Here is a 14,752-nt window from a genome sequence, read left to right as displayed (position 1 = left end):
GGCGAAGCAGGATCAGGGCTCCTGGCGGATGACGCCGTGCCAGCCGAGGCCGGCATAGGTCTCGTAACCGGGGGTCTTGTGGAAGGCGACCATGGCCCCGTCCGGCTCCTTGTAGAAGCCCGATTCCCGATCACCTGTGGCGAGGTTGAAGCGCTCGCTCAACACGCCCTTGCCGTCGCTGGCGGCGATCACCCTGTTGTGTGCATCGAGCAGCAGGACGCGCGAGCGCTGGCGCTCCGCGGGGCGCAGGCGCACGCCCTCGACGACGGTGCGCGCCTGGGGTTCCCAGTCGAAATGGATGGCGAGGAGGCCGAGCGGCCGGCCCTTTGCAGCGCCGCCCTCGCGCACGCTCGCCGCATAGGTCGCGGTGCGGGCGCCGCCGAGCAGCGGCTCGACAGCGATGTCGCCGGCATAATAGTCATTGCCGCTGGCGAGCGCCTTGCCGCGGACAAACCAGTCGCGGTCGCGCACCTCACGTCCGGCGACGGCGAAACGATCCGGCCGGCCGGAGGCGAGGATGCGTCCGTCGAGGTCGCAGAGCCACAGGTCGAGATAGACGGTGTAGGCCGAGAGGATCACGCCCATGCGCTTGCCGGCGTGGCGGCAGCCCGCATCGGTCGGCTGCCCGGCGGCATCGACGATGGCGGAATCGGTCGCCCACCAGCGCACGTCGCAGGTGCGCTCATAGAGATTGCGGTCGATGATCTCGATGGCGTTGAGGGCGAGATCGACGAGGCGCTGGCCCTGAGCCTCGCCAGCCATCAGCCGCGTGAGCTGCTCGAGGGCAGCGATCTCGCCAGCAAGTTCCCGTTCGAGCGAGCTTGCGATGCCTTCGACCTGCGAGGAGGTGCCGCGCACCTCCTGCGCCACCACGGAGAAACCGCGTCCGGCATCACCCGCCCGGGCGCTCTCGACGAGCGCGTTGAGGGCAAGGATGCGCAAGCGTTGCGTCACGGAGCGGATCTGCCCCACCTTCGCGTTGGTAAGGTCGCGCGCGGTTGCCGTGCGCGTCGCGATGTCGCTGAGACGGACGAAGCTCTCGCCGTTGACTTCCGCCATGACGTGTTCCCGTTGTCCGACGACAGGCCGGCCCGCCGGATGGCGCGCTGGACATTTCGAAAGCGTGACGCGACTGGAAAACGAACGAAATCTAGATCGCCGCGCTTGTGCAGGGCTGTCAGCGCGAGGCTGCTCGTCAGACCGGCGTGAAGTCGAGGCTGCCGATTTCCGCGATGGCACCTTCGCGCGTCAGGCCGCGGGTCACGCCGGTGATGCGCGAACGGGCGCCGTCCGGCTCGATGCTGAGAAGGTGGTATCCGGCACGGTGCGTCCACGTGCCCTTGATCGCCGAGCAGGATGGCACGCCGAGGATGGGCACTGGCCCGTGCTTGCCGGGGATGTGAGTGAGGGACGTGCGGTGATTGTGGCCGTGCAGCACGAGTTCCGCGCCCACCCGGGCGATGACCTTCTCGAAGGCGCCGGCGTCGGTGAGGCTGCGACCGACGGCGGTGCCGCTGCGCAGGGGCGGGTGGTGCAGCATGACGACGCGGCACAGGCCCTCACGGTCGAGTTCGTTCATCATCGCCTCGAAGGCGGCCAATTGCGGCTTGCCCAGCGTGCCGCTGGCGACGAAAGGCATGGTCGGCAAGGCCGACGACAGGCCCACGAAGGCGATGCCGTCGCGACGGCGCAGATAGGGGAAGGCGCTGGAGGAGGCGCCGTCGCTCGCCATCCACGGCCACAGGGCATTGGCCAGCGGCTTCAGCGAGCCGCGCACATAGGCATCGTGATTGCCGGGGACGAAGGAGACGAAATCCGGCGCGCCGAGACGTTCGAGGAAAGCGCGCGCGATGGGGAATTCCGAGGCGAGGCCGATGTTGGCGATGTCGCCGGTGAAGGCGATGTGGTCCGGCCGGTGCGCCCGCACGTCCTCGATCAGCCGCTCCAGCACCGTCATGTCATGCGCGACCTTGCGGCCACGGCGCCAGTTGACGTAGCCCGTCATGCGCTTGCCGACGAGCTCGCGCAGCCTGGGTTGTGGAATGGGGCCGATATGCGGATCGGACAGGTGGGCGATGAGATACATTGGCATTCCAGGTGGATTGCCAAGGCATCGCCGCTCAGAGCCCGCGCGTCAAGCCGCAGGGGCCGACAAAGCGTGGTTGTGACCCGCCGTCAGTGCTGCGCGTCGGGAATGAGGGTCGAGATGAGCTGGGGATCGTCGAGTTCGACCGCAGGCTGCCAAGCATAACCGTGGAGCCGGGAGAGCCGCGCGAGAATGAAGGTGAGAAGCATCTGTCCTGTCCTTGCCGTATGGCTTCCTGTCTCATATGGCGATTCTCTTTCGTGTCTGCACGTCATATCGTCGGGCAAAGCAGCAACAGAGATATGCGCCGGACGCATGGGGATAGCGGGCGGCGTTAACGACTTGTTCAGGAGATCCTTCCGATGGGCGGCATCGCGCTTCCGCGGCGGATGAACGGGCTGGAGCCCGTGACCCGACGCATGATGCACACCTGGTGGCGCTTCTCGCGGCCGATGACGCTCGGCGTGCGTGCCGCCGTCATCGATGAGGATGAGCGTGTCTTCCTCGTGCGCCACAGCTACACGCCCGGCTGGCACCTGCCCGGCGGCGGGGTGGAAGCCGGCGAGAGCATGCTCGAGGCGCTCTACCGCGAGCTTGCGGAGGAGGGCAACATCGTGCCGAGCGGCGAAATCGTGCTGCACGGCATCTTCTTCAACCGCAAGGTGTCGCGGCGCGACCACGTCGCCATCTACGTCGTGCGCGAGTTTGTGGCCGGCCCGCGCCCGCCCGACAAGGAAATCGTGGAGACGGGCTTCTTTCCGGTTGCAGCGCTGCCCGAGGGCGTCACGCCTGGCACGCGAGCCCGTATCGTCGAGATCGTCGAGGAACGGCCGCCGTCCGCCGACTGGTGAGGCTCAGCCGGCCCCGAGCTGCTCGCGGCCATGCGGTGCATCGAGGTCGAGCGCCGGGCCGCGCGGCACAATGCCCGCCGGGTTGATGGTCTTGTGGCTCTCGTAATAGTGCCGCTTGATGTGCTCCATGTTCACCGTCCCGGCGACGCCTGGCACCTGGTAGAGGTCGCGCAGATAGGGGCCTAGGTTGGGATAGTCGGCGATGCGGCGCAGGTTGCACTTGAAGTGGCCGACATAGACGGCATCGAAGCGCACCAGAGTCGTGAACAGCCGCCAATCCGCCTCCGTCAGACGGTCGCCGAGGAGATAGCGGCTCCTCGCCAACCGGGTGTCGAGTTCGTCGAGCGCGCCGAAGAGGGTGTCGAAGGCCTGGTCATAGGCCTCCTGCGTTGTGGCGAAGCCGGCCTTGTACACCCCGTTGTTGACAGCGTGATAGACGCGCTCGTTGACGCGGTCGATCTCCTTCCGCAGCGGCTCGGGATAATAGTCGTCCGCAACGTCGGTGAAGGCCGCGAAGGCCGCGTTGAACATGCGGATGATCTCGCTCGATTCGTTGTTGACGATCGTCCCGCGCTGCTTGTCCCACAGCACCGGCACGGTGACGCGGCCGCTGTAGTGCGGGTCGGCCTTGAGATAGATCTCGTAGAGGCGACTGGCGCCGTTAACGGTATCGGGCACGGTGCCCGGGCTGTCGCCGAAGACCCAGCCTTGCGAGCCCATGCAGGGATCGACGACCGAGACGGAGATGACGTCCTCGAGCTTCTTCAGCTTGCGGAGGATGAGCGTGCGGTGCGCCCAGGGGCAGGCGAGCGAGACATAGAGGTGGTAGCGCCCGGCCTCGGCCCTGAAGCCGCCTTCGCCGCTCGGCCCCGGCGCGCCGTCCGGCGTCACCCAGTTGCGGAAGGCCGAATCCTTGCGCACGAAGCGCCCGCCGGTGCTCTTCGTGTCGTACCATTCGTCGTGCCACACCCCATCGACGAGCAGACCCATGACGTCTTCCTTTCGCGTGTCCTTCGCTTCCACCATGACATAGGCGGCACCGGGCGGGAGGGGCAGGCGTGCAAGACCGGTCTTGCACGGATGGGAAGAAGCAGGGCGGCCCTACCAAGGCCATGGACGGTGCGGCGAGGTCTGTGGTAGAGCGGCAATCCTCACGAGAGCGGATGGCGACGTGCGCATCTTTGCTGCCCAGCGACGACGATAACGGCACGGCCGCGCAAAGCGGCCGCAGCATCATGCGCGCCGCCGCTCCCTCCGGGAGCGGCTTCGATGGAAACATCCTTCCGCAAGACCCGTCATGACCGATCTCAAGCTCACCATCCGGCGTGAGTTGCCCGCCGATGCCGAGGCCGTGGAAAAGCTGCACGAGCGCGCCTTCGGGCCCGGGCGCTTCGCCCGCACCGCCTTCCGCCTGCGCGAGGGCGTGCCCCCGCTCGCGGACCTCTCCTTCACCGCCCTCGTCGGCACGCTCATCGTCGGCTCCGTGCGCGTCTCGCCGGTGATGGCGGGCGAGGAGCCGGCGCTCGTGCTCGGCCCGCTCACGGTCGATCCCGCCTTCGAGAACCGCGGCATCGGCGCGGCGCTGATGAACGCCTCGCTCGACGCGGCCCGCAAGGCCGGCCACAGCCTCGTCCTCCTCGTCGGGGATGCGCCCTATTATGCGCGCTTCGGCTTCGCGCCCGTGCCCCCGGGGCAGTTCACGCTGCCGGGGCCGGTCGATCCGCGCCGCTTCCTCGCCTGCCCGCTGCAGGACGGGGTGATGGAGCGTGCGCGGGGGCCTGTCACCGCGCTGCGTCCGGCTCGCTGAGGCCGCGCCGCCGGCCCTCGACGAGCCAGACGACGAGCACGGCGCCGAGCAGGAGTGCAAGGCCAAGGAAGCCGTAGCCGAGCGGCATCACCGAGACGCCGCGCACCAAGGCGCTGCCGCTGGCCCGAAGACCGATCCAGTCGCCGCCCGAGAAGCGCGAACCGCTCGAGACCAGTGTCAGGCGCGGCAGGTCGACGGCGTCCGTCATGCCGGAGGCGATGCGGCGCACGGAGCCGCGCGTCGCCTCCGCCAGCGGGCGCAAACGCTCCGTGTCGCTGAAGACGTCAGTCAACTCGCGCGGGTTCTCCGGCCCCACATTGACGAAGGCCGCGAGGTCGCCGCTCGTCAGGCGATAGAGGCCGTGCTGTTCCGCGGGTGTGACGGCGTTGAACAGGCCCGGCTCGCCGCCGGAGAGCGTGACCTCGCGCGTTGTGCCGTCCGGGCTCGTCACGACAACCGGGCCGGGCGCGTCCGACATGGTCTGGCGCTCGATGAGGATCTCGCCGCCGCGGGCGTTGGCCCTGAGCGCCTCCTCCTCGAGAGCAGGCTCCTTCATCAGCCAGTGGGCGAGGCGGCGCAGCAGGTCGAGATGCGGGCCGCCGTTGCGGTAGCCGCGCGCCCACAGCCAGGCGTGGTCCGACAGCAGCATGCCGACGCGGCCCTCGCCTTCGCGCAACAGCACGAGGAGTGGGCGCTCCTCCGAGCCGGACAGCAGCACTGAGCCGGTGTCCACATGGGCGCCAACGAGGCGCAGCCATTCGCCCCAGGAAGGCGGGTTGGTCTCGCTGCCGGGCAGGGCGCGCGTGACCGGATGGCGGTGGCCCGTTTCCGTCACCTCGGCCTTGTAGGGCGCCTCCAGAACCCGCCCGTCGGGCGCCGCGGGCAGGACCGGGCCGAGTGCGGTGCGGGCGATGCTGCCGGCGGTGGCGAACTCTGGCCCCGCGGCAACGAGTAGCGCGCCGCCCTCGCGCACATAGCGGGCGATGTTGTCGTAATAGATGTTGGGCAGGATGCTCTGGTTGGCGTAGCGGTCGAAGATGATCAGGTCGAACTCGCTGATCTTCTGCTGGAAGAGCTCGCGCGTCGGGAAGGCGATAAGCGACAGTTCGTTGATCGGCGTGCCGTCCTGCTTCTCCGGCGGACGCAGGATGGTGAAGTGGACGAGATCGACATTGGCGTCCGACTTCAGGAGGTTGCGCCAGGTGCGCTCGCCCGCGTGCGGCTCGCCCGAGATCAGCAGCACGCGCAGCTTCTCGCGGATGCCCTCGATGGTAAGGACGGCGCGGTTGTTGGCGTTGGTCAGTTCACCGTCGAGGCCGTCGACCTCGAGCTCGACGACGTTCGGTCCGCCGTGGTCGATGGTGATCGGCAAGGCGAAGGGGCGGCCGGTCGCGACGGTGAGCGTGCGCAAGAGCTGGCCGTCGCGGCGCACGGTGAGCGTCGCATCGCCCGTGCCGCCGCGCTCCTCGACCATGAGGCGGATGGTCTGGTCCTTGCCGACGAGGCCGAAGCGCGGCGCCTCGAGGAGGGCGATGCGCCGATCGCGTTCGCCTTCATGGCCGGTGACGAGGGCGTGCAGCGGCGCATTGAAGCCGAGGAGGGCGGTCGAGCCCGGGATGTCATGCACCACGCCGTCGGTAACGAGGAGGGCGCCGGCGACGCGCTCGCTCGGCACGTCGGCGAGCAGGTCGGAGAGGGCGGAGAAGAGACGGGTTCCGTCGCCGCCGCCGGCATTGTCGGTCACCGTGGCAAAACGCGCCTCGATCTGCCGGTCCATGGCGCCGAGGCGGTTCCGCAACTCCTCCACCGCGGCGTTTGTTTGCGTGGCGCGGGGGCCCAGCGTCTGCGAGGTGGAACGATCTATGACGACGGCGACGATGTCCTTCATCGGCTCGCGCTCCTCGCGCACGAGCGAGGGATTGGCAAGGGCGATGACGAGGCAGGCGAGCGCGAGGGTGCGCACGATGCCGGTGACGCCGCGGGTCAGGATGGAGACGAGGGCCGCCACCGCCGCGAGCACGGCGACGGCCGCGAGCACGAGGGTCGGAACCAGCGGGGTGAAGGAGAGGCTCAGCATGCCGTGACCCTATTGCCCCAGCCGCTCGAGCAGCGCCGGGACATGCACCTGGTCGGCCTTGTAGTTGCCGGTCAGCGCATACATCGTGATGTTGATGCCGACGCGATAGGCGATCTCGCGCTGGCGCGGATCGGGGCCGACGACGGGAAAGAGCGGCTCGCCCCGGCCGCCGACGGCCCAGGCCGCGGCCAGGTCGTTGCTGGTGATGATGAGCGGGCTCACGCCGTCGCCGGCGCGTGCCGGGCGGCGGCTCGCCTCGTCCTCCGGCGGCAGCGCCTCCACCCAGGTCTCGCCCGTGGCATAGCGGCCCGGGAAATAGTCGAGGATGTAGAAAGCCCGGCTCAACACATGGTCGCGCGGCACCGGCTCGAGCTCGGGAATGTCGAGCGTCGCGAGCATGCGGCGCAGCTGCTGCCCCTCCGGCGTCACCGCGCCGTCGAAGCGCAGCGCCATGGCGTCGCGGGTGTCGAAGATGACCGTGCCGCCACCCTTCATGTAGGCGTCGAGCCGGCGCAAGGCCGCCGGCGAGGGCAGCGCATTGCCAGCCACCACGGGCCAGTAGAGCAGGGGATAGAAGGCGAGTTCGTCGCGCTCCACGTCGACGCCCACGGGCTCGCCCGGCTCCAGCGCGGTGCGCATGACGAGGGCGCGCGTCAGGCCGTCGAGCCCGGCGCGGCTCGTGCCGTCGATGTCGGGATTGCCGGTGACGACGTAGGCGAGGCGGGTGATCGCCGCGCGCTCCACCTCTTCGGCCGAGATTGGCGGCAGCTCGCGTGCGGTCTCCTGCGGCGCTTCTCCCGTCGCCCCCTGGGCGCGCACCTGTCCGGCCGGCAGGGCAATGGCGGCGAGGGTGGCGAGGGCAAGGATCGCCGCGGTGGCGCCGCGCGGCCTCGGGCGCCGGCGCAAGCCGCCGAGTCCCCCGAGATGCCCCCCGAGGAGGAGCGAGGCGATGGTGTCGGCGATGAGGAGGAGGGCCGCGATGAGGAGAAGAAACGGCCTCAGGTCGACGGTCGCGGCCCGCGCGATGGGAACGAGGCTGCCGGCGAACGGGCCGTAGTCGAGCGCCATCGGCCGGTCGTCCGGCAACAGCGTGTTGAGCGCGATGCTCGCCTCGCTCGGCCCGTAGAAGCCGGGCGGGTGGTCGAGCGTGGCGCGGCTGGTGTGGTTGCGGGGGATGGGCTTGGCCGTCGCCGGCGGCGAGCGCCAGATGCCGAAGCCGTCGAGCGTGCGCTGGGGCGCGGCCATGTCGGCGCCGTTCTTCCCTTCGCCGGCGTTGGCCGCGACGCTCCGGCCGGCGAGCGCGATCGTGCGCCGCATCATGTCGACGAAGACTCCGGAGAGCGGCAGGCTCGACCAGCCCGGATCGGCAGTGACGTGGAAGAGAACGATCAGCCCCTCGCCCCGCTTGGCGGCGGTAACGACCGGCGTGCCGTCTGCCAGCGCCGCCCAGGTGCGGCGCGAGAGCTCGCCGTCCGGCTCGGCCAGGATCTGGCGCGAGACGGTGATCTCGTCAGGGACCGGCAGACCAGCGAAGGGGCTCGTCTCCGGGAAAGGGGCGAAGGTCTTCGGAGCATCCCAGGAGAGCGAGCCGCCGAGGCTGCGCCCGCCGCGCCTGAGGCGCACCGGCACCAGTTCGTCGTTGCCGGCGGCGAGGCGCGTACCGGCGAAGCGGATGAGCAGGCCGCCCTCCTCGACGAAGCGGGCGAGCTTCGTTTCCGTCTCGCTGTCGAGCGAGCCGACATCCGCGAGCACGAGGACGTTGACGCCCTGGTCGACGAGGTCGCCGACGGGATCGGGGATGCCGCGCCGCGCCTCACGCAGCTCGGCGTAGGGGGCGAGCGCCCGCGACACATAGTAGGTCGGCGACAGGAGCGGCTGAGCCGTGTCGACCGTGCCGCCGGAGACGAGGCCGACCCGCCGGCGCTTGCCGCTCTCGTCGATGAGGCCGACGGCGCCGGCGGAAGTCTCGCCCGCGATCTCGAGCCGCGCCACGGCATTGTCGAGCTCGACCGGCAGGTCGAAGCGCGCCGTCGTCTCGCTGGCGCCGGCGGAGAAGCTGAAGGGCATCTCGGCGAGGAGCAGGCCCTTGGTGTCGAGGGCGCGCAGCGTGCCGGTGTCGCGGCCGTTCGGGCCTGCGCGTACCAGCCGCACCTCGATGCCGCTCGGGCCGTTGTGGGCATCGGCGATCATGAGCGGCTCGGCCACAGGATTGCGATAGATGGTAACGGCGCCCGTGCGCCCCGCGAACGCCTCGCCGAGGCTGTCCGCGAAGCCGTCTGCGCCGAAGGCGATGCCGTCGCTGATCCAGGCGATCTCGGCCTCACCATGCTGCGAGAGGAAGGCGCCGAGCGTGGCAAGATGGCTCGCGCGGTCGGGCACGTGCGGCTGAGGCGCGAGGGCGCGCAGCCGGTCCATGGCGGCGCCGGGGGCCAGAGCCTCGACGGTGTCCGGCCGGTCGGCGAGGCCAACGATGGCTACGGGCCGGTTCTGGCGCTCGGCCGACATGATGCGCTCTTCGGCGAGCGCCGTGCGCTCGTCCCAGTCGCGCGCGGCGGCGAAGCCGTTGTCGATGGCAATGACGAGTGGGCCTGGGGCGGATACGCCGCCGGTGATCGGGTTCCAAACAGGCCCGGCGACGGCGAGAATGAGGGCCGCGGCGAGCGCCAGGCGCAGGGCGAGCAGCCACCAGGGCGTGCGTGCCGGCGTCTCGCGCCGGGGCATGAGGTCGGCGATGACGCGCAGCGGCGGGAAGGGGATGCGGCGTGGCTGCGGCGGCGTGATGCGCAAGATGAGCCAGATCGCCGGCAAGGCGGCGAGGGCGATGAGAACGAGGGGAGCTCCGAAGCCGAGGCCAGCGAACATGTCAGCCTCCCCGTGCCCCGATGAGGCCGCTGCGGCCGCCGCGCGCGGCCGAGAGCTGCGTCAGGACGCGCAGCGCCGCCTCGCTCGCCGGGCGATCGGTGTGATGGAGCGTCAGCGTCCAGCCGCGACGCTTGAGCGCCGCGCCGATGGCGTCGCGGTGGATGGCGATGCGTCGGCGATAGTCCTCGCCCCACAGGACGGCATCGCCGATGCGCAGGCGCAGGCCCGCCTCAGGATCTTCCAGCTCCGCCTGGCCCGTGAACGGGAAGGTCTCCTCGACGGGATCGATGATCATGATCGCATGGCCCCGGGCGCCGCGGGCGGCAAGCTGGCCCACAACGGCATCGAAGGCGGGCGGTTCCACGAGAAAGTCGCTGACGAGCACGGCCTCGCTCAGCGGCGGCAGCGCCTCGGCAGCCGGCAGGTCGGCGTTGTGCCCGGCGGCGTCCTTGGCGATGAGCTCCACGAAACGCTCGACGATGTTGCGGCTGGCGCGCGGCGGCACCAGGCCCATGAGGCCGACACGCTCGCCGGCATCGACGAGGGTTTCCGACAAGGCGAGGGTGAGGACGAGGGCGCGCTCCACCTTCGACTGCGCGGCGAGGGAGGAGACGAAGCCCATGGAGGCCGAACGGTCGGCCCAAAGATAAATACTGTGCGCCGCTTCCCATTCGCGCTCGCGCACGTAGAGGCGCCCGTCACGCGCCGAGCGCCGCCAGTCGACGCGCGTCGCCGATTCGCCCGACATGAAGGGACGGAACTGCCAGAAGCTCTCGCCCGGGCCGGCACGCCGGCGTCCATGGATGCCGTGGCTGACGGAGGCGGCAACGCGCCTTGCTTCCAGCACGATATGCGGCAACCGGGCCGTCAGTTCCTGAGCCGCCAGGGCGTGCGGAATACCAGGGGAGCGCTCGGCCTCGGAAAGGGTTTGAACGCGGGCCATGGACGCTCCTAGCCGAGCCGCTCCACGAGGCGAGCGATGACGTCGGGCATGGTGCGGCCGTCCGCGCGCGCCGCGAAGGTCAGCGCCATGCGGTGCTTCAGCACCGGTTCGGCGAGGGCCGCCACGTCGTCGAGCGAGGGCGCGAGGCGCCCCTCGATGAGGGCCCGGGCACGCACGGCAAGTGCCAGTGCCTGGCTGGCGCGGGGGCCGGGGCCCCAAGACAGGTCTCGCGTCAATTCCTCCGGCCCCTCGCCGGGACGGCCCGAGCGCACCAGCGAGACGATGGCCTCCAGCACGCTCTCACCCATCGGCAGGCGGCGCACGAGACGCTGGATGCCCATGAGCGTTTCCGCGTTCATGGCAGCTGACGGGCGATGCTCCTCAAGACCTGTCGTCTCAAGGACGATGCGGCGCTCCGCATCGCGGTCGGGATAGCCGATGTCGATTTCGAGAAGGAAGCGGTCGAGCTGCGCCTCGGGCAGCGGATAGGTACCCTCCTGCTCGATAGGGTTCTGGGTTGCGAGTACGTGGAATGGGCGCGGCAGGTCGTAGCGCACACCGGCCACCGTCACGTGATACTCCTGCATGGCCTGCAGGAGAGCGGACTGGGTGCGCGGGCTGGCGCGGTTGATCTCGTCCGCCATCAACAGCTGGGCGAAAATCGGCCCCTTGATGAAGCGGAAGCTGCGTTGCCGATCGGCGCTCTCGTCGAGGATCTCGGTGCCGAGAATGTCCGAGGGCATCAGGTCGGGCGTGAACTGGATGCGCTGGCCGTCGAGACCGAGCACCGTGCCCATCGCCTCGACGAGCTTGGTCTTGGCGAGGCCGGGCACGCCCACGAGCAGGCCGTGCCCGCCGGCGAGCACCGTGACGAGGGCGAGCTCGACGACGTGCGCCTGGCCGAAGATGACGGAGCCGATGGCACTGCGCGCTCTGGCCACATGGTCGAGCGCCGCCTCGGCCGCCTTGATGACGGCATCGTCGATGGTCGTCGGCGTCTGGGCCACAGCGGTACGGTCAGTGCCGCTCGTCATCGGCAACTCTCCTTCTGTGCCCCCGTCGGAGCAGTCTGCATCGGTGATCATGTCTTATTCAAGCCGCTTGAGGCCGGACACCTTCGGTTCCCCAGCGTGCCCATTCTTGCGATAGTGGTGCCGGGACCCAGATTACAAGCGGCGCGCGCCGAAATCGGCTGCCAAGGTTGCGAGGACACAAACACGTGAGCGGCGAGCAGGGCAAAAAGCGCGGAACGGCGGGCGTCGGGACCCATGCCACGCCCGAGAGCCTCCCATCTGGCCTCGCCGCACTCTTCGCCTCCGCCGGCCCGGCGGCGAAGGCGCGGCCGGTGGAGAAGTGGAACCCGCCGCATTGCGGCATGATCGACATGCGAATCACGGCCGACGGCTCCTGGCACTACCGCGGCTCGCCCATCGGCCGGCCGGCGCTCGTGAAGCTGTTCGCCTCCATCCTGCGGCGCGACCCGGAGGGTTACGTGCTGGTGACGCCGGTGGAGCGTGTCGGCATCACGGTCGAGGACGTGCCCTTTATAGCCGTCGAGATGGCGGCGAGCGAGGCCGCGGGCGGGCGCGTGCTCACCTTCCGCACCAATGTCGACGACATCGTGCAGGCGGGGCCGAACCATCCCCTGCGGTTCGAGACGGATGCGAAAGGCGGGATGAAGCCTTATGTCCATATACGCGGCGGCCTGTGGGCGCGGCTGACGCGCGCCCTGGCGCTCGGCCTCGCCGATCTCGTCGAGGTGCGCCCGGATGCCGCGGGCGGACAGATCATGGGCGTCGCCTCGGCCGGTGCCTTCTTCGCCATCGCGGCCGCAGGCGATGGAGAGGACGGCGGGACGTGACGGCGACGATCGACAAGGCTCGCGTGGACCGAGAGACATTGGTGGATCAAGAGACATTCGTGGACGAAGAGACGTTTCTCGACCGGGCGCGCCGGTGCCTCTATCCGCAGCCGCACGGGGCCGTCGGGGCGGTGCGTCTGCGTGGCGACCACGACCTTGCCGGCGTCCGTCCTGACGTTGCCGCCGATATCGCCCGGCCGGCGGCGGTACTGGTGCCCATCGTCACCCGTTCCACCGGCGTCAACCTGCTCCTGACCCAGCGGGCGGCGCACCTGCGCCAGCACTCAGCGCAGATCGCCTTTCCCGGCGGCAAGATGGACCCGGAGGACGCGACGCCGCTGACGACGGCTCTGCGCGAGGCGCAGGAGGAGATCGGCCTCGACCGGGACCATGTGCGCCCGCTCGGCTATCTCGACGAATATCTGTCCGCGACCGGCTATCGCATCGTGCCTGTGGTCGGCCACGTGACGCCCGGCTTCACCCTCACCGTCAACCGGGAGGAGGTGGATGAGGCCTTCGAGGTGCCGCTCGACTTCCTCATGGATGCGGCCAACCACCAGCGCCATTCGCGCGAGTGGCGCGGCACGTTGCGCCACTACTACGCCATGCCCTTCGGCGAGCGCTACATCTGGGGCGTGACGGCCGGCATCATCCGCAACCTCTACGAGAGGCTCTACGGTCCATGACGCGGGCGATCCTCCAGCAACTGGTCCTCTTCTTCGTTCCCTTCCTCCTGTTCGGGGTCTATCTGCTGCTGCGCAGGCGCAATCCCTTCACCCGGCACGAGTGGGACGGGCATGTGCCGTGGCTCGTCATCGCCGGGATGCTGCTGGCGATCGGTGCCTTCGTCTATCTCGGCATCACGGCCGAGCGGCACTCGGGCGCCTATGTGCCGACGCATCTGGAAAACGGCCGCCTCGTGCCGGGACAGTTCCAATGACCATCGACCGGGCGGCCGTCGCCTCGCTCGTCGCGCGGCCCGCGCTGCAGCGGCTGCTCGCCGTGCTCGACGGTGGCGGCGAAACGACCTGGATCGTCGGCGGCGCCGTGCGCGACGTGCTCATCGGCCGCCCCGTCAGCGACGTCGATTGCGCGACGACCGCGACACCCGAGGAGACCATGCGCCGCGCGGCAGAGGCGGGATTCCGCGTGGTGCCGACGGGCATCGACCACGGCACCGTAACCGTCATCGTCGAGGGCACGCCCTTCGAGGTGACGAGCCTGCGCGAGGACGTCGAGACCGATGGGCGGCGGGCGAAGGTCGCCTTCGGCCGCGACTTCGCGGCCGATGCGCGCCGGCGCGACTTCACGATGAACGCGCTCTATGCGGATCGCACGGGGCAGGTGCACGACTTCGTCGGCGGGCTCGCGGACCTTGCGGCGCGGCACGTGCGCTTCATCGGCGATCCCGGCCAGCGCATCGCCGAGGACTATCTGCGCATTCTGCGCTTCTTCCGCTTCCATGCGGCCTACGGGTCGGGCGATATCGATGCGGCCGGCTTCACGGCGGCGGTCAGGGCGCGGGCCGGGCTCGACCTTCTGTCGCACGAGCGGCTGCGGACGGAGATCGCCAAGCTGCTCGGCGCCGCCCGGGCGCTCGAGACCTGCCGCATCATGATCGATGCCGGCCTCCTGCAGCGCACCTTCGCCGGCGTGACGCACGACATGCGCCTTGCGCGACTCATCGCCTGGGAGGCCGCCTGCGGCCGCAGGCCGGATCCGGTGCTGCGGCTCGCCGCGCTCGGCACCGACATCCCGGAGGATGCGGCCCGCCTGCGCGACCGCCTGCGGCTGTCCAATGTCGAGACGCGGCGCATCCACGCCTTCGCTGCGCTTGTCGAACGCCTCAACGGCTCCGCCGGCCCCTGGAGCCTGCGGGATCTCAGGGCGCTCGCCCTGTCCTTCGCGCCCGAGATCGTCGCCGCCGCCTTCGCGGCGGCCGCGCCGCTGGCGGATATCGACGCACGCGGTCGCGACTTCCTCGCCGCCGTGGCGCGCGGCGAGGCAATCGCGCCGGTCTTCCCCCTGTCGGGCGAAGAGGTCGTCGCCGCCGGCGTGCCTAAGGGGCCGCGGGTCGGCGCCGTGCTTGCGGCGGCGCGAGAGCGCTGGCTCGACGAGGACTGTCCGGCAGACGCGGCAGCGCTAAAGCGCATCCTGCAACAGGCGGTTGCTGCCGGGCGAGCCGGCTGACCGTTTCCTCGCCCGCATTCCTGCTCTAGCATGGACCCGCTGGCATCACTTGCCGGCATCGCTTGCCGGCGCTCT

The 14,752-nt window shown here is 70.0% G+C and carries 13 protein-coding genes; 6 read left to right on the top strand and 7 right to left on the bottom strand.

Going from position 1 to position 14,752, the window contains the following annotated elements; translation table 11 throughout:
• Positions 1-12: 12 nt before the first annotated feature.
• The gene (locus tag BOQ54_RS13430; RefSeq protein WP_071924082.1) at positions 13-1,059 is read right to left on the bottom strand and encodes a methyl-accepting chemotaxis protein; all 1,047 of its coding nucleotides are present in this window, start codon (positions 1,057-1,059) and stop codon (positions 13-15) included.
• 136 nt (positions 1,060-1,195) lie between these two features.
• Positions 1,196-2,086, bottom strand: a complete 891-nt coding sequence (locus BOQ54_RS13425; protein ID WP_071924081.1) for a metallophosphoesterase family protein — start codon at positions 2,084-2,086, stop codon at positions 1,196-1,198.
• Between the two features lie 362 nt (positions 2,087-2,448).
• Between BOQ54_RS13425 and BOQ54_RS13420 the strand changes: the two genes are divergently transcribed.
• On the top strand, positions 2,449-2,937 hold the full coding sequence (locus tag BOQ54_RS13420) for an NUDIX domain-containing protein (protein ID WP_071924080.1): 489 nt from the start codon (positions 2,449-2,451) through the stop codon (positions 2,935-2,937).
• 3 nt (positions 2,938-2,940) lie between these two features.
• Here the strand turns inward: BOQ54_RS13420 and BOQ54_RS13415 are convergent, their stop codons facing one another.
• Complete coding sequence (locus BOQ54_RS13415; RefSeq protein WP_071924079.1) at positions 2,941-3,927, bottom strand: glutathione S-transferase family protein; 987 nt, start codon at positions 3,925-3,927, stop codon at positions 2,941-2,943.
• A 307-nt stretch (positions 3,928-4,234) separates the two neighbouring features.
• On the opposite strand from BOQ54_RS13415, the gene BOQ54_RS13410 reads away from it, so the two are divergent.
• Complete coding sequence (locus tag BOQ54_RS13410; RefSeq protein ID WP_071924078.1) at positions 4,235-4,744, top strand: GNAT family N-acetyltransferase; 510 nt, start codon at positions 4,235-4,237, stop codon at positions 4,742-4,744.
• Here BOQ54_RS13410 and BOQ54_RS13405 read toward each other — a convergent pair.
• The 4 genes from BOQ54_RS13405 to BOQ54_RS13390 are packed head-to-tail and all read right to left on the bottom strand — an operon-like array spanning position 4,719 to position 11,660.
• Positions 4,719-6,821 (bottom strand): hypothetical protein, encoded by a 2,103-nt coding sequence (locus BOQ54_RS13405; RefSeq protein ID WP_055457571.1) that lies wholly within the window; start codon positions 6,819-6,821, stop codon positions 4,719-4,721. The two genes, BOQ54_RS13410 and BOQ54_RS13405, sit on opposite strands and share 26 nt — an antisense overlap.
• Positions 6,822-6,830: 9 nt before the next feature.
• On the bottom strand, positions 6,831-9,683 hold the full coding sequence (locus BOQ54_RS13400; RefSeq protein ID WP_071924077.1) for a DUF4159 domain-containing protein: 2,853 nt from the start codon (positions 9,681-9,683) through the stop codon (positions 6,831-6,833).
• Position 9,684: 1 nt separating this feature from the next.
• Entirely contained in the window at positions 9,685-10,626 is a 942-nt protein-coding gene (locus BOQ54_RS13395; RefSeq protein ID WP_055457569.1) for a DUF58 domain-containing protein, read from the bottom strand.
• Between the two features lie 8 nt (positions 10,627-10,634).
• Entirely contained in the window at positions 10,635-11,660 is a 1,026-nt protein-coding gene (locus BOQ54_RS13390; RefSeq protein ID WP_055457568.1) for an AAA family ATPase, read from the bottom strand.
• A gap of 185 nt (positions 11,661-11,845) precedes the next feature.
• On the opposite strand from BOQ54_RS13390, the gene BOQ54_RS13385 reads away from it, so the two are divergent.
• From BOQ54_RS13385 to BOQ54_RS13370, 4 genes are read left to right on the top strand one after another with little or no spacing between them, the layout of a single operon-like run.
• Entirely contained in the window at positions 11,846-12,487 is a 642-nt protein-coding gene (locus BOQ54_RS13385) for a DUF1285 domain-containing protein (protein ID WP_071924076.1), read from the top strand.
• A gap of 59 nt (positions 12,488-12,546) precedes the next feature.
• On the top strand, positions 12,547-13,173 hold the full coding sequence (locus BOQ54_RS13380) for a CoA pyrophosphatase (RefSeq protein ID WP_082464684.1): 627 nt from the start codon (positions 12,547-12,549) through the stop codon (positions 13,171-13,173).
• Entirely contained in the window at positions 13,170-13,427 is a 258-nt protein-coding gene (locus BOQ54_RS13375) for a DUF6111 family protein (protein ID WP_071924075.1), read from the top strand. Before BOQ54_RS13380 ends, BOQ54_RS13375 begins: the two co-directional genes overlap by 4 nt.
• A complete protein-coding gene (locus BOQ54_RS13370) occupies positions 13,424-14,677 on the top strand; it encodes a CCA tRNA nucleotidyltransferase (RefSeq protein WP_071924074.1) in 1,254 nt (417 codons plus the stop codon). Before BOQ54_RS13375 ends, BOQ54_RS13370 begins: the two co-directional genes overlap by 4 nt.
• The last annotated feature ends 75 nt before the right edge of the window (positions 14,678-14,752 follow it).

Source organism: Chelatococcus daeguensis, assembly GCF_001887265.1.
GTDB classification, from domain to species: Bacteria; Pseudomonadota; Alphaproteobacteria; order Rhizobiales; family Beijerinckiaceae; genus Chelatococcus_A; species Chelatococcus_A sambhunathii.
The sequence above is the reverse complement of the archived record's forward strand: the minus strand, read 5'-3'. Positions and strand labels throughout refer to the sequence as shown.